Origin of the sequence: Allobosea sp. OAE752 (genome assembly GCF_050433265.1) — a bacterium.
GTDB classification, from domain to species: domain Bacteria; phylum Pseudomonadota; class Alphaproteobacteria; order Rhizobiales; family Beijerinckiaceae; genus Allobosea; species Allobosea spartocytisi.
This window is the reverse complement of record NZ_JBNPXO010000001.1, coordinates 1-23,454: the sequence shown is the minus strand read 5'-3', so window position 1 is coordinate 23,454 and position 23,454 is coordinate 1. Positions and strand designations below refer to the sequence as shown.

23 protein-coding genes are annotated in these 23,454 nt (G+C 64.7%); 8 read left to right on the top strand and 15 right to left on the bottom strand.

Annotation, left to right across the window (positions count from 1 at the left end; genetic code table 11):
* Nucleotide 1: 1 nt before the first annotated feature.
* The 8 genes from GGC47_RS00115 to GGC47_RS00080 form a co-directional block, all read right to left on the bottom strand.
* Complete coding sequence (locus GGC47_RS00115) at nucleotides 2–1,669, bottom strand: exopolysaccharide biosynthesis protein (RefSeq protein ID WP_142020518.1); 1,668 nt, start codon at nucleotides 1,667–1,669, stop codon at nucleotides 2–4.
* Nucleotides 1,666–3,669, bottom strand: a complete 2,004-nt coding sequence (locus GGC47_RS00110) for a glycosyltransferase (RefSeq protein WP_038362099.1) — start codon at nucleotides 3,667–3,669, stop codon at nucleotides 1,666–1,668. The genes GGC47_RS00115 and GGC47_RS00110 overlap by 4 nt, the downstream gene beginning before the upstream one ends.
* Complete coding sequence (locus GGC47_RS00105) at nucleotides 3,666–5,069, bottom strand: hypothetical protein (protein ID WP_051987805.1); 1,404 nt, start codon at nucleotides 5,067–5,069, stop codon at nucleotides 3,666–3,668. Before GGC47_RS00105 ends, GGC47_RS00110 begins: the two co-directional genes overlap by 4 nt.
* A gap of 64 nt (nucleotides 5,070–5,133) precedes the next feature.
* Nucleotides 5,134–5,826, bottom strand: a complete 693-nt coding sequence (locus tag GGC47_RS00100) for a class I SAM-dependent methyltransferase (RefSeq protein ID WP_112764196.1) — start codon at nucleotides 5,824–5,826, stop codon at nucleotides 5,134–5,136.
* A 37-nt stretch (nucleotides 5,827–5,863) separates the two neighbouring features.
* A complete protein-coding gene (locus GGC47_RS00095) occupies nucleotides 5,864–7,021 on the bottom strand; it encodes a glycosyltransferase (RefSeq protein ID WP_051987807.1) in 1,158 nt (385 codons plus the stop codon).
* A gap of 71 nt (nucleotides 7,022–7,092) precedes the next feature.
* Nucleotides 7,093–7,785 (bottom strand): sugar transferase, encoded by a 693-nt coding sequence (locus GGC47_RS00090; protein WP_142020519.1) that lies wholly within the window; start codon nucleotides 7,783–7,785, stop codon nucleotides 7,093–7,095.
* A gap of 285 nt (nucleotides 7,786–8,070) precedes the next feature.
* Nucleotides 8,071–8,703 (bottom strand): LuxR C-terminal-related transcriptional regulator, encoded by a 633-nt coding sequence (locus GGC47_RS00085; RefSeq protein WP_185747801.1) that lies wholly within the window; start codon nucleotides 8,701–8,703, stop codon nucleotides 8,071–8,073.
* Between the two features lie 70 nt (nucleotides 8,704–8,773).
* Nucleotides 8,774–10,111, bottom strand: coding sequence for a polysaccharide biosynthesis/export family protein (locus GGC47_RS00080; protein WP_185747802.1), 1,338 nt, complete (start codon nucleotides 10,109–10,111; stop codon nucleotides 8,774–8,776).
* 191 nt (nucleotides 10,112–10,302) lie between these two features.
* Between GGC47_RS00080 and GGC47_RS00075 the strand changes: the two genes are divergently transcribed.
* Together GGC47_RS00075 and GGC47_RS00070 are read left to right on the top strand one after the other, a co-directional pair.
* Entirely contained in the window at nucleotides 10,303–10,530 is a 228-nt protein-coding gene (locus GGC47_RS00075; protein ID WP_142020522.1) for a hypothetical protein, read from the top strand.
* Nucleotides 10,531–10,661: 131 nt separating this feature from the next.
* Nucleotides 10,662–11,426 carry a hypothetical protein gene (locus GGC47_RS00070; protein WP_142020523.1) on the top strand — a complete coding sequence of 255 codons (765 nt, stop codon included), beginning with the start codon at nucleotides 10,662–10,664 and terminating at the stop codon, nucleotides 11,424–11,426.
* A gap of 110 nt (nucleotides 11,427–11,536) precedes the next feature.
* Here GGC47_RS00070 and GGC47_RS00065 read toward each other — a convergent pair whose 3' ends face one another.
* A complete protein-coding gene (locus GGC47_RS00065) occupies nucleotides 11,537–12,706 on the bottom strand; it encodes a glycosyltransferase (protein WP_142020524.1) in 1,170 nt (389 codons plus the stop codon).
* 148 nt (nucleotides 12,707–12,854) lie between these two features.
* Between GGC47_RS00065 and GGC47_RS00060 the strand changes: the two genes are divergently transcribed.
* On the top strand, nucleotides 12,855–13,895 hold the full coding sequence (locus tag GGC47_RS00060) for a glycosyltransferase family 2 protein (protein ID WP_142020525.1): 1,041 nt from the start codon (nucleotides 12,855–12,857) through the stop codon (nucleotides 13,893–13,895).
* Nucleotides 13,896–13,928: 33 nt separating this feature from the next.
* On the opposite strand, the gene GGC47_RS00055 is transcribed toward GGC47_RS00060, so the two are convergent.
* Together GGC47_RS00055 and GGC47_RS00050 are read right to left on the bottom strand one after the other, a co-directional pair.
* Nucleotides 13,929–14,177: a LysR family transcriptional regulator gene (locus GGC47_RS00055; RefSeq protein ID WP_142020571.1), complete on the bottom strand. Its 249-nt coding sequence runs from the start codon at nucleotides 14,175–14,177 to the stop codon at nucleotides 13,929–13,931.
* A 232-nt stretch (nucleotides 14,178–14,409) separates the two neighbouring features.
* On the bottom strand, nucleotides 14,410–15,396 hold the full coding sequence (locus GGC47_RS00050) for a PAS domain S-box protein (RefSeq protein ID WP_185747803.1): 987 nt from the start codon (nucleotides 15,394–15,396) through the stop codon (nucleotides 14,410–14,412).
* A 664-nt stretch (nucleotides 15,397–16,060) separates the two neighbouring features.
* Here GGC47_RS00050 and GGC47_RS00045 point away from each other — a divergent pair.
* Nucleotides 16,061–16,534, top strand: a complete 474-nt coding sequence (locus GGC47_RS00045) for a DUF3558 domain-containing protein (protein WP_142020527.1) — start codon at nucleotides 16,061–16,063, stop codon at nucleotides 16,532–16,534.
* 639 nt (nucleotides 16,535–17,173) lie between these two features.
* Here GGC47_RS00045 and GGC47_RS00040 read toward each other — a convergent pair.
* Nucleotides 17,174–17,440, bottom strand: a complete 267-nt coding sequence (locus tag GGC47_RS00040) for a hypothetical protein (RefSeq protein WP_142020528.1) — start codon at nucleotides 17,438–17,440, stop codon at nucleotides 17,174–17,176.
* 231 nt (nucleotides 17,441–17,671) lie between these two features.
* Between GGC47_RS00040 and GGC47_RS00035 the strand changes: the two genes are divergently transcribed.
* Both GGC47_RS00035 and GGC47_RS00030 read left to right on the top strand, forming a co-directional pair.
* Nucleotides 17,672–17,971 carry a hypothetical protein gene (locus tag GGC47_RS00035; RefSeq protein WP_142020529.1) on the top strand — a complete coding sequence of 100 codons (300 nt, stop codon included), beginning with the start codon at nucleotides 17,672–17,674 and terminating at the stop codon, nucleotides 17,969–17,971.
* A gap of 280 nt (nucleotides 17,972–18,251) precedes the next feature.
* Nucleotides 18,252–20,069: an ABC transporter ATP-binding protein/permease gene (locus GGC47_RS00030; protein WP_113252409.1), complete on the top strand. Its 1,818-nt coding sequence runs from the start codon at nucleotides 18,252–18,254 to the stop codon at nucleotides 20,067–20,069.
* A 199-nt stretch (nucleotides 20,070–20,268) separates the two neighbouring features.
* Here GGC47_RS00030 and GGC47_RS00025 read toward each other — a convergent pair whose 3' ends face one another.
* The 3 genes from GGC47_RS00025 to GGC47_RS00015 all read right to left on the bottom strand — a co-directional run bounded on the left by GGC47_RS00025 (nucleotide 20,269) and on the right by GGC47_RS00015 (nucleotide 22,531).
* A complete protein-coding gene (locus GGC47_RS00025; RefSeq protein WP_191123340.1) occupies nucleotides 20,269–20,877 on the bottom strand; it encodes a cysteine hydrolase family protein in 609 nt (202 codons plus the stop codon).
* A gap of 135 nt (nucleotides 20,878–21,012) precedes the next feature.
* Nucleotides 21,013–21,315: a DUF1236 domain-containing protein gene (locus GGC47_RS00020; protein ID WP_142023489.1), complete on the bottom strand. Its 303-nt coding sequence runs from the start codon at nucleotides 21,313–21,315 to the stop codon at nucleotides 21,013–21,015.
* 295 nt (nucleotides 21,316–21,610) lie between these two features.
* On the bottom strand, nucleotides 21,611–22,531 hold the full coding sequence (locus GGC47_RS00015) for a DUF72 domain-containing protein (RefSeq protein WP_429066357.1): 921 nt from the start codon (nucleotides 22,529–22,531) through the stop codon (nucleotides 21,611–21,613).
* Nucleotides 22,532–22,639: 108 nt separating this feature from the next.
* Between GGC47_RS00015 and GGC47_RS00010 the strand changes: the two genes are divergently transcribed.
* Both GGC47_RS00010 and GGC47_RS00005 read left to right on the top strand, forming a co-directional pair.
* Nucleotides 22,640–22,807: a hypothetical protein gene (locus tag GGC47_RS00010; RefSeq protein ID WP_185748087.1), complete on the top strand. Its 168-nt coding sequence runs from the start codon at nucleotides 22,640–22,642 to the stop codon at nucleotides 22,805–22,807.
* A gap of 87 nt (nucleotides 22,808–22,894) precedes the next feature.
* The coding region (locus tag GGC47_RS00005; RefSeq protein ID WP_429066353.1) for a Crp/Fnr family transcriptional regulator at nucleotides 22,895–23,454 on the top strand (560 nt) is incomplete at its 3' end.

Genomic DNA, 23,454 nt, shown 5'->3' with positions numbered 1-23,454 from the left:
GTCAGGATCTGCTGCGGTTGATCACGGCGCCGACGACGGTGGCACCGGCCCGCCGGAGAGCGCCGAGGGCCTCGTTGAGCTCGTCATGGGTGGTCACGCCTTCGGCCGCGACGAGGACGACGATGTCGGCATGGGTCGCGAGCGCGACGGCATCGGAGGATTCACCGAGTGGCGGCAGGTCGATCAGCACCTCGCCGCGCTGCCTCGCCTCGGCGAAGACCAGGGCCGCGCTGGGATCCCTGAAGTCGACGAACCGGTTGAGTTGCGGCGTCGCCGAGCGGATCGGCAGCAGGTGAACCCCCTCGACATCGACATACTCCGCCTGCGCCGTGTCGCCCGAGGCGATCACATCTGTCAGCGATGCTCCCTCCTTGCCCTGCTCGGCGTGCACGCCATCTTGGCTGATGACACTGACCTGGCGGCCGCGATGGTTGATCAGTTGCGCGAGATTCATCGTCAGCAGCGTCGCGCCCGCGCCGGCCCGCCAGGATCCGATCGCGACGACCGGGCTGCCCTGGAAGCGGCTTGCGGCCCAGGCGATCTCGATCGCCGTCTGCAGGTCGCGGATTGCCGCCGCGAAGGACCCGGCATCCGCGCGCGTCACCAGCATCGACTTGTCCGGGTCCGAGGCAGGCGCCTGCCGCCGGCCACCGACCTGGGGGACGACGGCGAGGCAGGGCAGGCCGGTTTCACGCACGAGGTCCTGCGGGAGGCGAACACGGCGATCGAAAGCCGAGGCGAGCGCGGCGACGAACAGGCCGCTGAGCAGGCTGAAGACGCCGGCGAAGGCCATGATCAGGCTGCTGCGCGGCGCCGAAGGGCCGAGCGGGGTCTGGGCCGCACCGATGATCCTCGCATCCGCGTCCGGGATCGGTTGTGCGGGCAGCGCGCCGCTGCGGACAGCCGCCTCCGCGGTTCGAACCTGGGCCGCGAGCGCGTCCACCCTGCCTTGCAGGAACTCCGCGCCGCTACGGGCGGCATCGGCCTTGAAGGCGACGGATTGCAGCAGATAGGCGGAGGCTGCTGCATTCGCGACCCGCGCCGGCAGGGCCGGATCGGTCGAGGAATAGGCGACCTCCAGGACATAGGACTGGCCGACCCGGCGCGCCGAGAAACGCCGCGCGAAATTCTCGAACGCGCTGCGGCGCGGATCGGCGTGAAGCGAAGCCTCGCTGCCCTGGCTCGACGAATAGGAAGCTCCAACTGCAGCGAAGGCGCCGTGTAGCGCGGCGGTGACACGTCCGCTCAGCGCCTGCAGCAGGCCCGGCGGCTGAGGCCCGAGTTCAGGATGGCTGCCCAAGGCCAGGGAATCGAAAATGGTGCTGAGCAGCCGCTCGGAACGGATCACCTGCAATTCGCTGTCGGCGGCATTCAGATCGAGCGAGTTCGGCGCCGCGATCTCGCGCGCCGAGCTCGGGGCCTGCCGCCGCGGCTCCAGCAGTACGGTCGCAACCGCGCTGTAGGTCGGCGGCGTGGTTCGGACATAGGCCAAGGCTGCCGCCAGGCAGATCGCGACCCAGATGGCCAGCTTGCCCCTGTGCCGCAGCCCGGCGGCGCCGATCGTCCGCAGCAGGGCGACCGGGCCGTCGCTCGCCGGCGCCATGGCCGGCTCGGGCAGCGGCAGGATACGGAATGGCGCGCCGGATGCGTCCGGCTTTCCCAGCATCATCGGAACTTCCCCCTCGGCTGTAAGGCGGCGGCGCGCTCGGGCTGCATGCGCCCGCGCAGTACATCGGCGATCCCGAGCAGATTGCCCCAGAGGCGGCCGCGTCGATCGATGAACGGCTCGGGCCGGAGCGAGCGACCGAGATTGGCGGACATGTTGCGGAAGAGATGATCGGCGGCCTGGCCAAGCGTCATCGTGCCCTTGCGCAGCATGTAGAGCGGATTGACGATCTGCGAGTAGCCGAAGCGCTCGCCGGCCATGCGGCCGCCCTTGACGCCCATATGGACGCCGATCGCATCGGCGGATTTGACCAGGCGCCCGCCGCGGCGCGCCAGCCCAGCCGCGAAGTCGCGATCCTCGAGCCAGCCATAGAGCACGAGCCGCTCGTCGAAGCGCAGGTCGCCGATGCTGGCGAGGCGAAAGGCCATGTTGCACCCGTAAGGGCTGTAGGGCTCGATCCAGGACCAGTCGCTCGCCGGCGGCGCCGCGACCAGCCTCATCGCCTCTGCAAGCGCGATGCCGGGACCGCCCACGCCGTCGGCCAGGACCCGGCCGGTGAAGGCGACGATACTCGCCTCGTCGCGGAAGGTTCGGGCAGCGGTGGCCAGCCAATCCTCATGGGCGACGAAATCGTCGTCGAAGAAGGCGACGATCTCGGTCCCGGGCGGAAGATGCGCGAGCGCCGTGTTGCGCTGGGCCGCAAGCCCGGGCGGCCCGGTCAGCACCACGACATCGTTGCGCCCTTGCAGATCGCCGGCATCGGCCGGATCGATGCAGGAGACGATGACGCTGTCGGGTTTCAGGCTCTGCTGGGCGAGAAGGTGCAGGACGGTCTGCGACACCACCTCCGGCCGGCCACGGGTGGCGACGACGACGGCGATGCGCGGCGGCTTGAGGAGGGGCGCGATCTGCGCAGCGCGCCGTGCTTTCGGCGACTGCGCCAGCTCGAGATAGCCCGCGGCGGTGCTGCGCCAGGAAAACAGCGGCAGGCGCCCGCGGCCGCGCCCGCTCAGCTCCTGCCGCAGCGTCGCCGAACCCGCCAAGGCTCTGATGTGTTCGACCCAAAGCGCCGGGTCCGCCGGCGATGCGAGCAGCGCGGCATCGCCGCAGACCTCCGGCATGCTGGCGCAGTTCGAGGAGACGACCGGGCAGCCCCGTGCCATCGCCTCGATGATCGGCAGGCCGAACCCTTCGGTCCATGACGGAAAAGCCAGACAGAGCGCCCGCTCGAGCAGAAAGGCGAGGTCGTCGTCACTGACCCGCCCGAGCAGGCTGACATTGGCGGCTTGCGCCAGCTGATCCGGCGCGAAGATGCCGTTGCCGCCCCCGGCGATGACGACGTCGATGCCGAGCTCCGCCAGGCTCGGCGCGATCTCGACGAGAAGAGAGAGATTCTTGTGGCGCGCCTGCGAGCCGAGCGCCAGGACGAACGGGCGCTCGACATCGGGCCGAGCCGCCAGCAGCGTCGGAGCCCGCTCCGCCCTGGCCGGATCCCAGGCCAGCGCATGTTCATGGCCGTTCGGAAGCACGGCGATATCGGCGGCACGCAGCGGCAGGTGCCGTGCCAGCTGCCGGGCCGAGGCCTGCGAGACGGTGGCGATCCGGGCGCTGCGGCGTGCCAGCAATGGCTGCAGCGTCCTGTATGCGGTGCGAAAGCCGCGGCTGTAGCTCTCGGGCGCGGCGAAGACATTGGCGTCGTGGATGCAGACGATCTGGTCGCCCTTGAGCGCCGGTGCCGTGTTGCAGAGATTGAGGAGCCGCCCGCCCCAGAGCCGCGGCAGTTCCAGCTGCTCCCAGCCATGCCCTGCCAGTCGCCCGCCCTGGAGTGTGTCGATCGCCTGCAGCGCCATGGCGTCGGCGCCGCGCGGCGCGACCAGGATGGCTTTCCGGCTTGCCGCTGCCAGGCCCTCGTCGAGGGCCGAGACGACGTTGCGCGCATAGCGCTGCACGCCGGTCATGGCCTGCGACAGGAAGCGGCCGTTCACCGCGAAGGTCTCGGTCATATCCTCGCTCCGGTGGCGAAGGGGACAGGTCCTGGAACGCGGGAGGTTCGCGGCCTGATCGCGGCCGCGAGCGCAGCCAGCATGCAGAAGAAGAAGCCCTGATCGATGACCGGGCCGACGAGCAGGTCGCCGACCAGCAGGCCGACATAGCCATTGCGCGTGGCGACGGCGATGTCCGCCTCCAGGCTGCCCGGCCGGCCGCGCGGGCGCAGGAAGCATTCGAAGACGAAGACCGCATAGAAGAGGGCGCCGGGAACCCCGACGCTCGCGAGCAGCGCGACGGCAAAGCTCGAGGCGCGCGCGGTTCCCACCCCAACCCCGAGCCCCCAGCTGTCGAGGAAGTTCTGGAATGAGATGACGTTCCAGGAGCTGCGTTCGACCCCGGAATCGGAACTCGCCTTGTTGAGCACGACGAGGTCGACATAGCCGTAGATTTTCGCCACCGCGTCGGGATCGAGCAGGAGAAGCAGGACGACCGCCAGCCCGACGACCGGCGCACCGAGTGCGAAGATGGCTGTCAGCCGCACCCCATTGCCCAGCACGAGCCGGGCGATGGCGAAGGCATAGAGCAGGAGGAGCATCACCGGCGCGCCGACCAATCCGGTCGAGGACGTCGACAGCACGATCAGGACGAGCGAGAGCCCGGCGAGGATGCCGGTGAGCCGCGGGCGCACGCCGCAGAGCCACAAGGTGCCGGTGAAGCCGAGGACGCCGAGCGTCGAGCGCGCGAAGACCGAAGCCTCCGTATACGAGCCGACGATCCGCTTCATCCCGGCGATCTCGGAATCGGTGTGCAGCGTGTAGCGGGCATTGCGGATGAAGCCGAGCAGCTCTTGCGTGCCGGTGGAGTAGGTCGCGATGTCGAGGATGGCGAAGACGGTGTTGGCGATGCAGCAGGCGAGCAGCCCGTTGAAGACGGCCGAGAAGCCCTCGCGCGTCGCGGCAATGGCGGTCAGCGTGATCAGGCAGAGCAGGGTGGTCGAAAGATAGAGGCTCTGCGTGACATTGCTCGAGACCGGCGCCAGCGGCACCGTCGAGCCGGTATCATCGAAGGCCGTGGTCCCGAGCGGGATGATCTCGGTGAGGCCCGCGAACACGCGCGGCATCAGGAAGGCGCTGGCGACGCCATAGACGACGAGGCAGGTGAACCAGAATGCGGGCTCGTCCGGATGCAGGGTCCGAATGGCGGCCGCGGCCTCGCGGCGGCGGCTCAGCACGCCGCAGACCAGGAAAACCAGCATCACATGTCCGGGCTGGATGTTGGCGGCGCCGATCAGCATGGCCGCGGCCGCACCGAGGACCGCCATGATCGCGAGCCCATGGACGAGCGCGCCCGTGCCGAGCATCAGGCAGACCAGGCCGATCAGGATCGTCAGCACGCCGATCGGCTCGATGCTCATCGCAGCCGAGCCTTCCGCGATGGCGACGGCGCGCCTCCAGCCTGATCGTGCCCGCACGCCATGGTCATTCGGCCAGCACCATCAGCGAGTAGCCGCCCAGCACCCGGACCGCCAGGTCCGGATTGAGCGAGAAGCAGAGCCGGCGCGGCAGGCGCATCAGCCGGCTGCTCAGCGCCTGGTTGGGCAGCTCCAGCCGACTCGCGGTGTAGGCGTGATCGATGACCCGGTAGCCGCAATCCGCCAGGGTCGCGAGCGCCGTCTCCTTGAAGAAATAATGCAGGTGGCCGACGTTCTCGCGCAGCTTGGTGATCGGCCAGCCGCGCAGCAGCGACTGGACGGAAAGATCGAGCGGGATGTGGAAGACCTTGTAGCGGCCCTTGCCGCGCAGCGCCTTGATGAAGGCGATGTAGTCCTCGACATGCTCGATCACGTCGGCGATGACGAGCAGGTCATAGTCCGACGGGCCCTCGGTCGTGAAATCGCCAAGCGAGAACGTGACCGTGTCGGTCTCCTTGTATTTGGCGCGCTGATAGGCGTGCGGCGAAATCTCGTAGCCATGGAAGCGCGCCGCCGGGAACGCCTTTGCCAGGTTGAACAGGATCTCGCCGGTGCCGCAGCCGACCTCGCAGGCCTTGTCGAAGACGATCGCGTTCTTGCGCAGGATGGCCTCGACCTGCCGCGCCTTCCAGGGCGAATCCTCCTCATGCCAGGTCGGGTTCAAATCGGCATAGACTTCGCTCTGGTAGATCGTCTGCATCAGGTTCTTCCTCGATATCGCGAACGGCCGGCCTCGTTCAGGCCAGGCTCTGGACCAAGGCCGGGCGAGGCTGAGCCGGCGGCATGGCCATCGAGAATGTCCCGGCGAGCGGCTTGAGCAGCTGGTTGATGTGAAGGGCCATCTGCTTCTCGAAGACGGCGGTCGAGAAATTGCGGGCATAGGCCGCGATCTCGCGCGGCTGCCAGGTGATCGCCCTGGCCCGCTCCTCGGCGGCGATGAGCGCATCGACGCTCTGCTCGTCGAAGAAGACGCCGCTCATGCCGTCGATCACGGTCTCGGTCGCACCGCCGCGGCGGAACGCGATCACCGGCCGCCCGCTCGCCATGGCCTCGACGGGCACGATCCCGAAATCCTCCTCACCCGGGAAGATCAGGGCGCGGCAGCGCGAGTAATGATGGCGCAGGGCGCTGAAGGGCTGCGGCCCGAGCACCTGGACGTTCGGCTTGGCGATCCGGCGCAGCTCGGCGAGCATTTCGCCCCCGCCGATCACGACCAGGCGTCGGCCGGTGCGATTGAAGGCTTCGACGGCGAGCTCGGGCCGTTTGTAGCCGACGAGCTCGCCGACCATCAGGCAGTAATCCTCGACGAGATCGTTCGGCAGCACCTCGAAAGCGTCGACATCGACCGGCGGATGGATCACCGTCGAGGCGCGGCGATAATAGCGGTGCAGCCGCGTGGCGACCGTCTCGGAGTTGGCGACGAAGTGATCGACGCGATTGGCCGTGACGCTGTCCCAGTTGCGGATGTAATGGGCCAAGGCCGGCATCATCAGGCGCGTGATCGGCCCGGCACGTTCCCTGTATTCGTGGAACATGTTCCAGATATAGCGCATCGGCGAATGGCAATAGCAGATGTGCATCGCGCCGGGCGGCGGCACGATTCCCTTGGCCGGCCCGGACTCGCTGGAGATGACAAGGTCATAGCCGCGCAAGTCGAGCTGTTCGAGCGCCAGCGGCATCAGCGGGAGATAGCGCTGGTAGAACTTCGCAGCGCGCGGCAGCCTGCCGACGAAACTCGTCGTGACCTTGTGGCGGCGGATCTCGTCGGAGACCGCGTCGGGCACATAGACATGGGTGAAGACATCCGCGTCGGGATACATCCGGCACAGCGCCTCGATGACCTTCTCGCCGCCGCGCATGCCGACAAGCCAGTAGTGGACGATCGCTATTTTCATGGGCCGAGGAACTCCATGGAACTCTCGTGGTCCGGGCGTGGCACGTCCGGCACCGTCGTCCTGCGGCTGCCTTAGCGGCTGCCGCGCTGCATCAGCACCGCCGGCACCGTCTTCACCAGGATCTTGGCGTCGAGCAGGAGGTGCCATTCCGAGGCGTACTGGCTGTCGAGCGAGACGCGGGTGGCATAGGAGCAATCGCTGCGGCCGCTGATCTGCCAGAGGCCTGTCAGCCCGGGCGGAACCGAGAAACAGTGGCTGAAGGCCTCGCCATAGCGTTCGCGCTCGGCTGCCACGATCGGGCGCGGCCCGACGAAGCTCATCTCGCCGGCTATGATGTTGAAGAGCTGCGGCAGCTCGTCCAGGCTCGAGCGACGGAGGAAGGCGCCGACCGGTGTAATCCGTGGATCGTATGTGAGTTTCTGGCTTTCGGCCCATTCCTGCGCGGCGACCGCATCGGAGGCCAGCAGATGCTGCAGCGCCTCATCGGCATTGATGGCCATGGTGCGGAACTTCAAGCAGCGGAAACCCTTACCGCTGCGGCCGATCCTCGGCTGCTTGAAGAGGGCCGGGCCGCCGTCGCCCGCCCGGATCAAGGCGGCGATGAGCAGCATCAGCGGCGCAAGCAGGAGAACGAGAGCAACACCTGCCGCAATGTCGATGGCTCTTTTTACTATGCTCCGCATCGAGCTGTATTCGCTTCGCGATGCACGCATGTGCAAAGCTAAGGACGCCGGCAAATTTTGCGAGTCCGGAAAGCGGCTCATTGCAGCACCCTACTCATAATCTGCATATTAACAGATTATTAACGAGCATCGAATACATCGCAATAGGATTTTGTGCGTTGCAGCATATTTGCTCAGGCCGATTGCGGGCTGGCTACAAACTGAACGTTGTCAGTAAAATGCCTGACAGATTTGATGCAATTCCGCCGCTTTCTGCGCCAACGGCGAGCCGGCCGTCATGGCATGCGAGCCTTCGCCGGGCGGCGGTGACGCAGCTGGAAGGCAGCGCCATCGATGTCGGGTTCGCTCGATGGCAGTCTAAATTCTTTAGTCGTGGGACTGAAACCATCCCTGGGTAATCGCGTATTGAACGATCTGCTGGCGGCTCTCGATGCTCAGCTTGCTGCTGGCGCGCGCCTTGTAGGTTTCCGCCGATTTCTTGGTGATCCCGATCCGCGCGGCCGCCTCGCGAATACTGAATCCGAGAGCGATCAGGCGGAGGATTTCTTTCTCCCTCTCGGTCAGGACCGAGCCGCGCCGCGTTCCCCCGACCGTCAGAAGGGAGTGGGGGGAATCGAGGAAGGAGCCGCCGCGGAGGACCGTGGCGATCGCCTTGCACACGACTGAAACGGGCGACTGCTTGAGGACGTAGCCGCGCACGCCGAAAGCGAGCAGGCGGTGGGCGCGGGCATTGTCGAGTTCCTCGGCCACGACGAGGATCCGCTGCGATGGCAGATCGTTCAGCAGGCTTTCGACGACTGAAATCCCGTTGAAATCATCGCCGACGACCGCGACGTCGGGAGCTGCCCTCTCGATGACTTTCGCGAGGTCGGCGGAGGAATGGGCCTCGCCGACAAAAGCGATGTTCGGTTGCTCGGCCAGGCAGAACCGCAGTCCCGCCAGGAAGATCGGGTGTTCGTCTGCGAGGAAAATGCGAGCGGGGCGCTCGGATGACAGCATAGGCTTGCCTCCGCATGGACGGGAGCCTGGTTGAGCCGATCGCAAATCGGCTCGGATGTGCCAGCGATAGCTAGTTCTGCGCCCCGGCCGGTCCGGCAGGGGGCAGCGCCGAGATGATCGATTGCAACGAGGCTCGCTCGACCCTGACGATATCCCCGGGCAGGATTGGCGAGGTCTCCTCGACCGCGATCTCGTTGACCGTGTCGCCCTGGCGCCTCTGGACGCTGAAGCGCATGCGGGCGAGCTGCTTGTCCTGCTGGCTCTGCAGCCTTGGCGCGAGCGCGGTCGATTCATGGATGAGCGCGCGCAGCGACGCGATCCGGTCTTCCGACTGTTTGAGCGAGAGCTGGGTCTCGCGCAACTCGCGCCCGATATCGATCTCGCGCTGGTTCTGCACATCGGCGCGCATGCGGTCGATGCGGCTGATCTCCTGTTTCGCACGCGCCGTCGCAAGCATCAGATCGAGGCCCTGGCTCTCGGATTGCGCCAGGTTTTGCTCGACCGCGAGCTGGCGCGGACTCACGGCCAGCCCTTTGCTCATCAAGCTGTTGATGTTGTCGAGTTCGCGCCGGATCAGATCCTGCTGGCGCTGCTGGGTCACCGCCTTGGCGCCGAGCGTACGCAGCTCCTCCTCGATCAGGCCGCGCGATTGCTGCAGGAGGTCGAGTTGCGAGCGGACGGCATTGCGACGCGAGGCGAACAATGCGCTCTCCTCGCGCATCGCCTGGGCGGCTCCCTCATCGAGGTTCCCGCGCACATCCTCGGAGAACGTGATCGTTTCTGCCTGTCGCGTTTCGGCCAGCAACCTGTCGCGACGCATCTGCAGGGCCAGCAACTGCGTCTGCTGAACACGAATCTCACCCTCGGCGACGATCGTCTCGCGCTCGAAACGGCCCAGCGCCAGCTCCATGCGCTGGAGCCCGCCTGCGATCGCGACCGCCTGCAAGGTGGTCATCGTCGGCCGGAAGGCATATTCGCCGGGTTTTTCGACGGCGCCGACCACGTAGATCGGCCGATATTGCGCGATCTCGACGGCCGCAGCCGGCGCATTGACCAGCCCGGCGGTCTCCTTCAGCCGCTCCGAAATCAGCGCCGCGATCTCGGCCGGCGCTTTGCCGTCAACCGAGAAGGTGCCGACCACCGGCAGCGAGAGCATGCCGGTGGAGCTGACGGCGAACTCGCCGCTGAGAGCCGACCATTCGAAGAGCTCGCGCGAGTTCGGCCGCCATTCCGATACCTTGATCTTCAGCCGATCCTGCGCGGCGACACGGTATTCGAACTCGTTTGCGCCCGCTCGCGTGCCGTCGGCAAGGACCGTTGTCAGCGCCGCGACAAGCAGCGCAAGCATGCGGGCCGCGGCCCAGGCGCATTGCGGGACAAGGCAGGCAGAGAGAGTGAGGTATCTCACAAAACACTCCACGGCAGACCACTCTGGCAAACCCCCAAGCAAATCCGTTGCCAGTCCCTCGAGGGCCGTTAGCGTGCCCTTAACCATGAGGGTCCAGGCTGGTGGAAATCCCACGCGCGCCCGAAGCCTTTCTCGGGACGGCGAGCAAAGCTATAGTCACTGGCCGATAGCGAGCCGCGAAAGCACGAGCGATGCTGATCGTCTTCTTCCTGGCTGCCATCGCCAGCGGTGCGCTGACCCTCTGGCTGATGTGGCCGCATGGCCTGCTGGTCGCGTCCATCGCCACCGCCGTGGTCGCCAGTGCGATCGTCGCCGTTTGCGCCGTGCTCGTCGCCGTCCTCAGGTCGCGCAGCGCGACCGGCGATGAGCCGCGTCCGCGTGGCGTCCTCGATCTCCTCGGGCCGCGCCAGCCCCGCTGAGCGCTTGCGCCGCGGGCCTTCTGGCACATGAATTGCTCTTCTGGCACATGAATTGCTGATGCTCCCCGCGACAGCGGCTTGCGCGATCGCGCCTCTTGTCGCGGCCTGCCATTGCGATGGGAGAGGGGGCGATGACGTTGCCTGTCCGGTTTCGGAGTTCGGATCGAGACCGCGACACGGATCTCGACAGGCTGGGACCGCTCTACGGGCAGCTCGAGCAGGCGCTCGCCGCGATCGAGCGCGAAAGTTCCGGGCTGTCGCGCCGGCTCGACGAGGCTCGCACCCGCGCGGCAGCGCTGCTCGGCAATGAGGACGGCATCTATTTCGAGCGCGAGCCGACCGACGAGGCCAGGCTGGTCGAGGCGGAGGCGCAGATGATGGCGGCCTTCCGTCGGCTCGAACAGTTGCGGGAGCAGCAATCGATGATCGCCGCCTGGCGCACGGAGATCGACGATACCGATCTCGGGCGCATGCTGCGCAGCGGGCCCAGATCGAACCGTTGGGCCGCCCGCCTCCTGCGCTGGGTGCGGGCGCGGATGGCCGCCATCCGCCGCCTCGCCCGCTTCTTCGGCTGGGCGCTGATGCTCGTGATCGTCCATGCGACATTGTCCGGCATCGAGCAGCGGCCGTCCGTCGCCTGGCTGATGCCGGATTTCGAGCGAGGCCTCGCTTTCCTCGCCGCGGCCGCCGCCTTCGCGATCGGCTATCCTCGGCAGCGCTTTCTCATCTTTGCCGCTGGCCTTGCCGCGGTGATCTCGCTCGAACTCGCCCAGAGCTGGTCGCCGACGCGGCACGGCACGATCCACGACGTCTGGATCAAGGCCGCCGGCCTTGGGCTGGGCTTTGCGCTGGTGTGGGGCATGGAGCGGCTCAAACCAGCGGCGAGGAGCTGGTGAAGATCGACCCGGTGACGCGGGCTTCGACGATACGGCTCCCATCCGGGCGAGGATGACACCGCCCGCTACGAAAACGTTGATCGCCGGGCATGAGCGCGGCCGCCATGGGCTCAGGATGCGCCGGCTGGCGCGGCTGTCAGGCTGCCTCCGGCGACGGCTGACCGTGGCTGGGCGCGCCCATCGGCGGCGAGCAGGGCCTGTGCATGGGCATGCACGACCTTGTCGAGGCTGAAACGATCGATGTAGTCGATGCGGTATTGCGCATCGCGGCGCTGCGACACGACATGGTCGTGATAATGCACCATCGCCTCGACGAAACCGGCCATGTCGCCCAGCGGCACGAGCCGGCCGAGCCGGTTGTCGACAAGGATGTCGCTGGGTCCGAATTCGCAATCGAAGGCGATCACCGGCAGGCCGAAGCGCAGCGCCTCGCAGATGGCCAGAGACCAGCCTTCCCAGCGTGCGCCCGACAGGTAGACGTCGCTGTTCGACAGCGGAATGGCCGGGCTGTCAGGATAGTGCTCGATCCTGACCCGGTCGGCGAGGCCGAGTTCATCGATCAGGGCGCGGATCGCCGCCTCCTCCTCCCCATAGCCGACGAGCGCAAGCTCGGCACCCCTGCGCGTCTCGCAGAAGGCGGCAAAGGCGCGCAGAAGGACGTCGTAGCCCTTCTGATAGGCGAAGCGACCCACCGTGACGAAGCGGATCGGACGGTCGATCGCGGGCGCCGGCATAGGCACGGGCGTATCGAAGGAGCGCACGGGATTTGGCACCCAGACATGTTCGACCTTGCTGGGATAATCGTATCGGAAGGCGTCGAGCTGGCGCGGCGACGTCCCGAAGACGCGCGCCAGCCGCGGCAGGACCAGAAACCGCATGGCCTCGAACAGGACGGTTGCCTTGAATGAGCGCCGCTCGAGCCTGGGATTGCCGTGAAGGTAGAGGATGAAGCGGCGCCTGATGCCGAGGCAGGCGAGCCAGAACACCGCCGTCGGCTCGACCTGCGGCACCACGACGAGGTCGAACCGGCCTCCGGCAATCGTCTTCCGAACCCGCCGCAGCAGGTCCAGCTGCCCGTTCGAGAAGCTGAGAAGGACGTCGTATGGCCGCGGCTGGCCGACGATCTGCTCGAAGGGCGACGTGTAGAGGACGGAGATCTCGAGATCGCCTCTGTACTCGCTCGCCAGCGCCGAGCAGATCGAATCGGTGACGCGCTCGATGCCGGCAAACGACCGCGTCGGCGGCACGATGTAGAGGACCCTGGTCTTCCCGTCCGGCATCGCGCGCTCGACCATCGCTCCGGAGCCGCCGATCGGCCCGGTACGGCTCTTGCAATGTCCGCGCCAAATGGGGCGCTTCGTCGCCGCTGGCGCGGGCCCTGCGCCATGGTGGATGCGCCGCAGGCTTTAGATTTCAGCGGAGCGGCGCATGACCGGTTCGACTCCCAGGCTCGCGGTAATCATCAACTGCTTCAATTATGCGGAATATGTCGCGCGCGCGATCCGCAGCGTGCTCGCACAGGGCCGCGACGACTGTGAATTGATTGTCGTCGACGACGGCTCGACCGACGCCTCCTGGGACGTCATCGGCAGGACGGGAGTAACGGCCCACCGGACCGAGAACGGCGGCCAGCGCCGCGCCTGCATCTTCGGCCTCGACCGGACCACGGCGCCCTTCGTGCTGTTCCTCGATGCCGATGACGAACTCGCCCCCGGCGCACTCGATGTGATCATCCCGCGGCTCGATCCGTCGGTCGCCAAGCTGCAATTCTGCCTCAGCCGCATCGACCGCGACGGCAACAGGCTGGGCTCGGCCGTTCCCGAGCCCGACCAGATTCGGATGACGAGCGATCTGAGCGAGCGTGTCCGCCGGACCGGCGTCTATGTCAGCCCGCCGACCTCCGGGAACGTGTTCAGGCGCGACCTCTGCGAATTGCTGCGCGACGCCGATTATGACGACGCGGTCGACGGGATCATCGTCCTCGCGGCCCCCTTCTTTGGCGAGGTCGTCTCCCTGCCACAGGAGCTCGGGCTCTATCGCGTTCACGATCGCAACATCTCCGGCGTCGGTCGGGCCATCGACGGTGCCAGGATCGAGCAGCACATGCAGCGCTTCCGAAACCTCATAGGCCATCTCAATCGGGTCATGCCGGCGGGGAGCGCGAGGCCGCAGCTCGATGCCGAACAGACCTTCTTCTACCTCGAGAAGAAGTCGGTCCTTGCGTCGATCGACCGGCGCATGGATCGCTTTCGGCAACTTCCCATGCTGATCAGGGTCATCAGCGAGGACTATTTTTCCGCGAAGCGGAAGCTCGCCCTTTCGCTGTTCCATATCCTGATCGCCTTCCTGCCGATCGGGATATCGCGCCGTCTCATCGAGTTCCGTTACCGGTCCGAGCAACGCACGCCGATCGCGCTGGCCAAGGCGCTGATCGGTAACGGAGGCGATGTTCGGCCCCGGTCGCTGTGATCCGCGATCGACAGCCCTTGCGTTGTGGAACAGCTATTGGATACCGCAGCTCAACGAAGCCCCGCGGCCAGCCATCATGCCGCTTTCGATCAGCCTCCCAGAATGCGGACGGTATGAGAGTCGGCAATGGGCCAATCGCGGGCGTATACTGGTAACGATCCGCCGACATGCCGACCGAACTTGTCCTTGGTCACGACAGTCGAGCTCCGCGATCAGGCGGCTGACGCCAGGCTGCGTCACCCCAAGGATTTCTGCCGCCCGAGAAACCGTTCCAGCTTTCATGACAGCGGCGAACACTTCGATTTGACGGCTGTTCAAGTTGGGTTCGCCCCGCGCACCGATGCGTCGCTGCTACTGCATAGCTTCCTCAAGCGGACACTCAAAATGACGACCGGGGTGGCAAGCGCCGGAGGCCGGTCTGGGTGCGTTGCGCCATAAGCGAACAGCAAGCCTGGCGCGTCACCCGAGAATAATCATGCGGGTGCCATTGGATGGCAAACACCGACTTTCCGGGTCAGGCGCTCATCGCAGCCCGAGAGATGGCAATTGACGCTACCAGCCCTGTCGGTTGCCAATCACGCTCCACCGTCGCGTTCAGCGCGCTGGCAAGTCCTCCTTCGAGGCGACTGCCGAACCCGGCCCTGCCAGGCGCGGGCGGGGGACCACCTGTTTCTCGCCAAAGGATGCGTGTCCGATCATCGTCGGCGGAGACCTCAACCTCAAGCCGGCCCGTCTCGGTTGAAAGCGATCCGTGCTTGGCAGCGTTCGTCGCCAACTCGTGCAGCAGCAACGCCAGATTGGTGACTGACTTTCCGTCGACATCGCAATCGTCGCCGCGAACGCTGATGCGGTCGTCCGTGGCATAGGGTTCGAGGATCGTCCGGACGAGTGTCAGCAGCCCCACATGCTGCTCGTTTTCCGGACCGAGCAATCGGTCCGACATGATCAGATCATGCGCGCGCGCTAACGAGGACAACCTGGCTTGCACGTCCGCGATGATGTCGCCCTGGTTCGCCGACGTCTTCGCGCTGATCGCAACGATGGCCTTGGCCAGTGCGAACAGGTTCTTCACCCGATGGCGCATCTCACCCATCAGAAGCTGCTGCTGCTCCTGTGCCGCGCGCTTCTCGGTGATGTCGCGCGCAATTTTGGATGCGCCGACGATGACGCCGTTCTCGTTGCGAATGGGCGAGATGGTCAGCGAAATGTCCACCAGCGAGCCATCCTTCCGGCGGCGCTTGGTTTCGAAATGCTCCACGCGCTTGCCGCTCTGGATTTGGGCAAGGATCAACGGCTCCTCATCCAGGCGATCCTGCGGGATCAGAATCGTGATCGACTTGCCGATGACCTCCTCGGCCGCATAGCCGAAGAGCCGTGTTGCGCCCGGATTCCAGCTCTGGATGATCCCGTTGAGATTCTTGCTGACGATAGCGTCTTCGGAACCGTCGATGATGGCCGCGAGCCAATCGCGAGGATCCGGCGCATTTGCGATGTCGGGCATCCCCTGCATCAGGTGTGCCCGGCTCGCTTCTGACCTGGGCCTATCTTCCGGGTTTCTTTCAGTTGTCGACGAAGGTGAAGTTCCAGCGCCGCATTTTTGAAGCTCGCCCAAGCCGGCCATGCGCTCAGCCTCTCTCAAACCGCCATCTGCTTCGCAGAGTGCGTCGCCTTTGGCTCTATATCCTGTCCCCCGCGCGCGCCAAGCGCGCCACTGAGGCGCGAAGGCTGCTCCGCCGATTGGGTCTGTTCTGCTGTGGCAAGTCAAGCGATGGCGCAGCCGATGCCGCCCTCAAATGCTCTTCGGCCTCTCTGCCAAGGACAAGCTGGCTACCGATGCGGCGTGCCATACGTCGCGCCATCTCGACGACCTCTTCAATGCCAGCCTAGAGGCCGTAAGCCTGACCGTTACATCGCGAAAGCCCCACTCGGCGTCGATACGAAGCACAGTCAATTTTGCGCCATTATCGTTTTCCAAATCGGACGACTACGAACGCTGAAAGTCGGCGGCGGTTCCTTATGCGACGCTTGTCAGCCGGCCGATTGTTGTCACCGCAGGGCGCTGCGAGGGGATCGCAGCATGAAGGACCGCGCCATCCTCCATATGCAGTAAGACGCGACAAGGCGAAGGCGCTAGCCTCGATTGCAGAGGATTGGGAGGCTCAATCATGCGCTGGCTCGCCCTTTTCGCATTGCTGATTGCCTCTGCTGCGGTCGCTCCGGCGCAAGCGGCGGAGAACCCCCTCTGCAAATTGTTCACACAGAAAGAGGCCTCGGCTTACGTGGGCGCAACTGTAGGGGAGGGCGAAAGCAGCCTCGTTCCCGGTGCTTCTGGCTGTTCTTGGTCCAATGAAGACGCTGATAAGATGAGCGTCAGTGTTTTCCCAGCGGGTAACGCCCTCCAGCTAAAGGCCTGGGGCTTCGAAAGCTGGGAAGGATTTCGATCAGTCCCCGGAATCGGTGCTAAGGCCTATGTCGCTCGCTCACCGGTCATGGAGATCATGGGAAGGAAGATGGGCGGCGAGTGGCAAGCCGGAGCGATAGTGGGAAACGACTATATCGCCGTTGGAATGAAGGGACCAAAAGCCAACGCCGACGCTGTGCAGAGCGTCTTGAAGGACGCGATCGGACGGCGACGCTAAATCTGTCGCCGCATTTGGATAAGACGCCTTAGGGCGACGGACGGGGTTTGCCCTGTTCCAAAGCTTGTCCCGCTGCATCGGTTTCCCGTCCGTAGCTCTTGTTGTCCTGGCTCTCAGTCGTCGATGGCACCGACCTGTCTCGGTCTATCGAGGGGGAGCGACCTGTCGGGCTGGACCCCGTGCCTTCTTGCGTGACGGATCCCGGGCCTGGCTCTTCTTTCGGCGGGCTCGGGCGGGTTTGCGCATCAGCCTCGAGCGGTCCCGGCCCAAGGATCGCAAACACGCCAAGGGCGAGAAGCGGGAGTTTCATCTTGACCTCGCATCGCGTGGATCGAATGGACAGGCAACGCGAGCGCTTCAAAACCTGTTCCGTCCTCCGGCCGGCACGCCTGCGCGCTCAGATCGATCGGCACGCTGCGCTGAAGGCTGGGGTTTAGAAGGCGCGGAACAATCGAGCTGAAGACAGATTACCAGGACATGCAGCGCCGCCGTCGCCCCCCTCTCGAGTTCTGGATATGGCTTGCCGTCATCGGGATTGTGGTCATTTTGGCAGCCTATGCCGCCATGACACCGGCAATCGTCCCGGCGTCTCGACCTCCTATCGATGTCGGTTGATGTGCCTTTTGACAGCTGCGGGCTTCAATCCTCGGGCTGGCCGGCCTCGCCTTGGCTTTTCGAGGAGCTGCGGGTCACGCCATATTCGCTCGAAGCTCTTCGCTGGCCATCGAGGTCGTAGCCCGTCGCGGCCAAACCCCGGCGCAGGAGTTCCCTGATCGCCGCGGCACGGCTGGGCATCCGATTGTCAAAGCGGAAATCCTCCAGAGCCTGCAGCTCTTCCTGATCGATCATGATCTGAAGGCGCTCGCCGCGCGTCAGTTCATTGCCCTTGCTCGTGGTCTCCGTCATGGCGGTTACTCATTCACCTCAACCGTCGCGATATGGGTAAAATGCACAACCTGCCATTTTGTTTCAAAGACCTTGTTTCGCGGCTCTGTCTCGAACAGCGCCAATTGAGCGGGTTAACATGCTGATTAATCTCGTTTTTCCTGGATCACGCCCGACGGGCGAGGTAGCCTGCTGGCATTGACTTCCTGCACGTGAGTCACGCGGAGACCGATCCCGGAGCTTGGAGGGGACATGAAACCGACATTTGAGGCCTACACGGTTGCATTGCCCTGGTATGAGCGAGAGGACTTCCATCGCCTCTGGGACTTGGCACATGACCGCGATCAAATGCCAGCCGATTACGAGGAATGGCACCGCAATGCTGTTGCCGTGATGAATGCCTGGCTGGCTCGCGGCAGGGCTCTGGAGATCGTCACCATTCGACCCGATGATTTTCTCGCCTGGCTCGAAGAGCGAGCCCTTCCCAACACTGCCGAGATGCGCCGGCAATATGTCGAGGAGCTGGCGCGGCACTGCCACGACGTCGCCTGAAACAAAAAGGCCTGGTACCGCCAGGGCGAGCCTCCCCATCGGCGCGCTTTTCGCCGGGCAGCGGGTAAGATCTGCCAAGCACGCCGGCCTTGCTGGCGATTTTACCAGGCGGCGACGTCCGCCTTCGGGGTCGACATCCCTGGCATCACTTCCGCAGGGACCTTTCTCGCCAGCTTGCGAGCGCGCCCCGGTCCTGCCCCTTGGAACGTAAATCGAGCCTGGTCGTTTCAGCCATGCCTTGGGCAGGATCTTGGGGCGCGAGGGGGAGAGTTCCCAGATTATGGCCGATGTGCCCGTGAGATCCCGTTTCAGGGAGTTCTTCTCCGTCGCGTTCCGGTTCTGGACCGGCGAGACCCGCGGGCGGGCATGGATACTGACCATAGCCGTGTTAGCGTTCGTGGCAGCGCAGACGGCTGCAGCGTTCGCGATGAACCTGTGGAATCGTTGGTTCTTCGACGCGCTGGGCCAGCGCGACGTCGCGCTGGTGTGGAGCACCGCAGCCTGGCTGCCCGTGCTTCTTGCCGCGACGTCCCTGTCGATGTCAGCGCTGGTCGTCAGTCGCATGTTGCTGCAGGTCCGGTGGCGCGAGCATCTGACACGGCTCATTTCAGGCTGGTGGATCGCCGACCAGCGCTATTATCGGCTCAGCCTCCTCAGCCAGATCAAATCCGCACCGGAATACCGGATCGCCGAGGATGTGCGCCTCGCGATAGAGCCACTCGTCGAGATGACGATCGGTTTGCTCACGGCATTCGTCACCGCCGCTACTTTTGCAACCGTGCTCTGGCAAGTCGCGGGCTCTGCCGAATTGACGATCATGGGCCATACCGTTTTCGTGCCGTTCTACATGGCCCTGGCTGCAATCCTCTATGCGGGGCTTGCAACGCTCGCAGCCTATGTCGCGGGCCACCCGCTGGTGCGGCGGGTTGCGGCAAAGAACGAGATGGAAGCCCGCTTTCGAGCCGATATGACGCGGCTTCGCGAGAATGCCGAAAGTATCGCCTTGATCGGGGGAGATGCTGACGAGCTGACGGCGATTCACAAGGGTTATGGGCGGGTCGTCCGAACCTGGCTGAGGATCGTGAGGCAGCAGGGGCTGATCGCGCTGGTGCTGAATACGAACAGCGCGCTTTTTCCGGTCGTTCCCCTGCTGTTGATCGCACCGAAATACCTGTCTGGTTCAGTGTCGCTGGGGGCCGTCGTGCAGGTCGTTGCCGCGTTCAGCGCGGTTCAGGCGGCGCTCATCTGGTTCGTCGACAACATCGTGCGACTCGCCGAATGGTTTGCCTCCGTGACTCGGGTGGACGAACTGGTCGAGGAGTTGCAGGGCCTCGATGTCGGGGCGGAAATGGAGGATGGAAAGCACATCTCCATCACCGAAAGCGGCGATGACAGCATTCACATCGAAAATCTGTCGGTGGCACATAGCAATGGGCGGATCGTCATCGCCGATGCAACGGTCGCCATCGCCCCGGGCGACAAGGTGCTCATCGCCGGCGAAAGCGGATCCGGGAAGAGCACCCTCATCCGGGCGCTGGCAGGGCTGTGGCCGTGGGGCGCTGGCTCGATCGCGGTGCCTCCTGACAAATCAATCGCGTTTCTGCCGCAGAAGCCATATCTGCCGAAGGGCTCATTGCGGTCGGTCCTGCTCTATCCCGCCGCCGACGCGTCGATCGAGGACAGTGTCATCCTGGCAGCGCTCGAACGATGCGGCTTGCCACATCTCGCTCGCAGGCTTGGAGCGGTCGAAGATTGGGACCGGATCCTGTCCGGCGGCGAACGCCAGCGGATAGCCTTCGCGCGCCTTCTGATCCAGAAGCCGGACATCATCGTGATGGATGAAGCCACCTCCGCGCTCGACGATGAGAGCCAGGACTCGCTACTCGCGCTGTTCGAGAGCGAACTTGCTTATGCCACCATCATCAGCGTGGGCCATCGCGCAGAGCTCGAGGAATTTCACGATCGCAAGGTGCTGCTTGAGCGACGGGAGGCCGGCGCCCGCGTGACGACGCGGCGCATATCGAAATCCCTGTGGCGACTGTTGCGTGGCCGAAAAGCTGGCAATGACGATCGGACTTCGACCACGGACCCAAACTAAATCGCTTGGTCTTCATGATCGCTGGCAAGGTCGAAGTTGTCAGCCGGCGCGCGCAGCATTGAGACGAGCCGATATGATCTGACCGACTTCGAATGGCGCGTCGTCGAGCCGCTCTCGCTCCAGGCGGTTGGCGAGGTGGCCCAAGTATCGGTCATGGCGGCGGGCCAATGGCCGATCCGCTCCCGCGTCGAACCACCCGCTACCGCCACTGTGCCAGGACCTCGCTGGTGGTGGCGGCCTCGATTTGCTGGCTGAAGCGGGAAAGGTACAGTTCCATCAGTGCGTCGTGGGTTGCGTCAGATGAGCTGCACAAGGCGTCGGTGACCAGCACGACCCGCAGGCCTCGATCGACGGCTCCGAGCACGGTCGCGAGAACACAGACATCGGTCTCGCCACCGGTGACGATGACCGTATCGATTTCACGCTCCGCCATGAAGTGATCGAGGCGGCCTTCGCTCCAGGGTGAGTAAACCTTCTTGTCCAGCACATGGGCGGGCGGAACGAACCGCTCCAGAGAGGGCAGGAGCTGGACGGCTTCGACGCCAGCCCTTTCCAAGGTGACCTCCGGCCATCTCCGATAATAGCGCTGCCATGTGCCGCGCCCGTCACCCTCGCGCTCGGCCGGGATGAAGCGGGTGAAGAGAGTCCGTTCCGGGTGAGATCCGCATAATTCCTCGACCGCCGGCAGAACCTTCTGGAGCCAAGGGAAGGCCCAAGGGTAACCCGGCCCGAAAAGTCGCTGCATGTCGACGCAAAGGTGAATGCAGTTCAGGCCGAGCTCGCCATGCACCAGCCCATGGGCCGCCATTACTCATCCCTTCAAGAAAATCTCCAGCGATCAGGTCTTGTGGATCGAACGGATCATTGCGCTGGGTGGATCGTCCACCGTCCTGTTTTCCGTAGCGCCCGATTCCCTCAGAGGAGATCGGGCGCTTTGGCAGGCTCACTCGATCACTTGGATGATCTTGCGCGAGGTCGGCTCCACCAGGACCGTCTTGTCGTTGACGATGGCATAGCGGTACTGGACGCCGACATCTGCCGGGAGCGTATGCAACGTCACCGATGACGGCAGAGCCGCGCCGACGGCGACAGTTTCAGTCACTTTCACTGAAGCCGGCTTTTCCTTCATCACGTAGGTCTTCACTTTGCTCTGCTGGTCCGTCGTGATGGTGGTGGTCGACGTCTGCGCAATTGCCGTTGAGCAGACGAGGCATGCAGCGAGCGATGTTGCGATAAGAGTGCGCATTGAGGTTCTCCCCTTTGGTCCCCCCGCTGGTCCGCTAACCTCGCTGCGTCTCACTTGTTCCGGCTCGCTGTGACAGGCTTGGCCAGGTCGGGAATTCACCCGTACGGATCGCCGCGCTGCGCGTTGGGAAGGTCGCGATTGAATCTGCGAAGCCGGCGTGCCGCGGCAGGAAACCCCTCGGAGCAACCGCCAGCCCGGCAACATCGTCGATCTGGTTGCCAGAGCATATTCCGTCCAAGGCGGTAGCCGCGTCGGGAGTGCTGCGATTCTATAAGCGGCGGGCAGCTCATCGCTGTCACGCCGCATCGCGTTTTGCCCCTTCCGGCCAGGTGAGCTTCAGCATGTGCATCAAAGTGGCGGCGTCCTGCGGCGCATGACGTTTGTCGGTGTTGTCGAAGAACAGAAAGACGTCGCGCGGCTCATCGGTGGCGTTTTTCGGATCGCCCACGAAATCACCGTCTCGCATCGCTTGTCCTGAACGCCAGGCCCGAATGCGCGCAGCCCAGCGCTCAAGGTCAGGTTCGTCGTAACGGGATCGATAGAGTTCCTTGGAGCCGTGCAGTCGGCAATAGACGAAATCAGCGGTCAGATCCATGAGGCGCGGCCAGTCGGCCGTGTCCGCGCAGACCAGCGCAACCCCGTAGCGGCGCAACAGATCGACGAAGGCGGGATCGCGAAAGCTGTCATGCCTGATCTCGATCGCATGTCGCAGCGGACGTTTCGCATCGGTTTCGACCCAGGCTCGGCCATCGAGATGCGTGTCGTGCCGACGGGCGAGCGCGGCTGCTTCCTGTGTGTTCTTCGGGAGCAGCTGCAGGAAATCCTCCATGACTGCGGCGTCGAAACCAAAGCTTGGCGGGAATTGCCAGAGTAGCGGCCCGAGTTTGGGGCCGAGACGAAGCAGGCCGGATGCCATGAAGTTGCTCAGCGGCGTTGCGATCTGTCTCAGGCGCAGGACATGGGTGATGTAGCGTGAGCCTTTGATCGCGAACAGGAAATCGTCCGGTACGGCCTGCGCCCAACGCTCGAACACCTCAGGCTTCTGCAGACCGTAGAAGGTGCCGTTGACCTCCAGCGCCGGAAACCGATCGGCCGCGAAGGACAGCTCCCGCTTCTGCACCAGTCCCTTCGGATAGAAATGCCCGCGCCAGGGAGCATAGGTCCAGCCGGATAGCCCGATCCGGATATACTTCTCCTGCCGGTCCTTCTTCCGCATCGAACGCTGCTCCCGCTGGTGCTGGTTTCCAGCCAACGTCGCGGCGACGGTTTCGTTCGCGGCCAATCAGGGACTGGATGCCGGCACCCTGTGAAGGCGGTTCGCGACATGATCCGGGATGATGGCGGCAGCCGGCCGATCGGCGTCTCGGTCCGCAACCCGCACGGAAAGACTGTCTATGCGCTTCGCCTGGGCCTGTCCGAAAGCTTAGACCGGACGATTGAACCTATTCGTTTCGCGCCGCGTTTATTCTGCATCGCGAAGCCGCCGGGATGAGCGGCCGAACCGGTTTTGCTACCTAACCCATGTGAGTGCCATCGGGTCTCGTTCCGGTGACGCTGCCGCTTCCCAACGGAGGCGCCTATGAATGCCCGCGATCGGGAAAGCTCCCGAAGCGCCGAGATCGATGAGACGCGGCAACGAAGCCTGGATGTTCTGCTGGCGCCGGTGGCGCGACGTGTCCGCTTCGAGGCTGGTGCTGAGCTTCCGCTCGACGATGCCATCTATTTCCCGATCGACGGCATCACGACCCTGATGCTTCAGCGCGGGCAGACGAGATTTCAGATCGGCTTCGGCAGCCGCGGCGATGCTATCGGCATCCAGAGGCTGTTCGTTCCGGAGTTCGCGGATATGTCCGCGAAGGTCCTGAAATCCGGCAACTTCATCTGTGTGGCTCCCCAGACCTTGCGGCGTCTCCTGCGCGAGGATGGCGGGTTACGCGCACGGTTGATGTTTCATGCCCTGCGCGCCGCTGGCCGTTACCTCGACGAAGCGGCTCGCACGGTGGCGCTGTCGCTGGAGCGGCGCGTGGCGCATTGGATCAACCGCTGCGGCGAGACCCTGGCCAGCGACATCATTCCGATCACTCATCACGATCTCGCCCATACGCTGGGCGTGCGCCGGTCCGGTGTGACGGTCGCGCT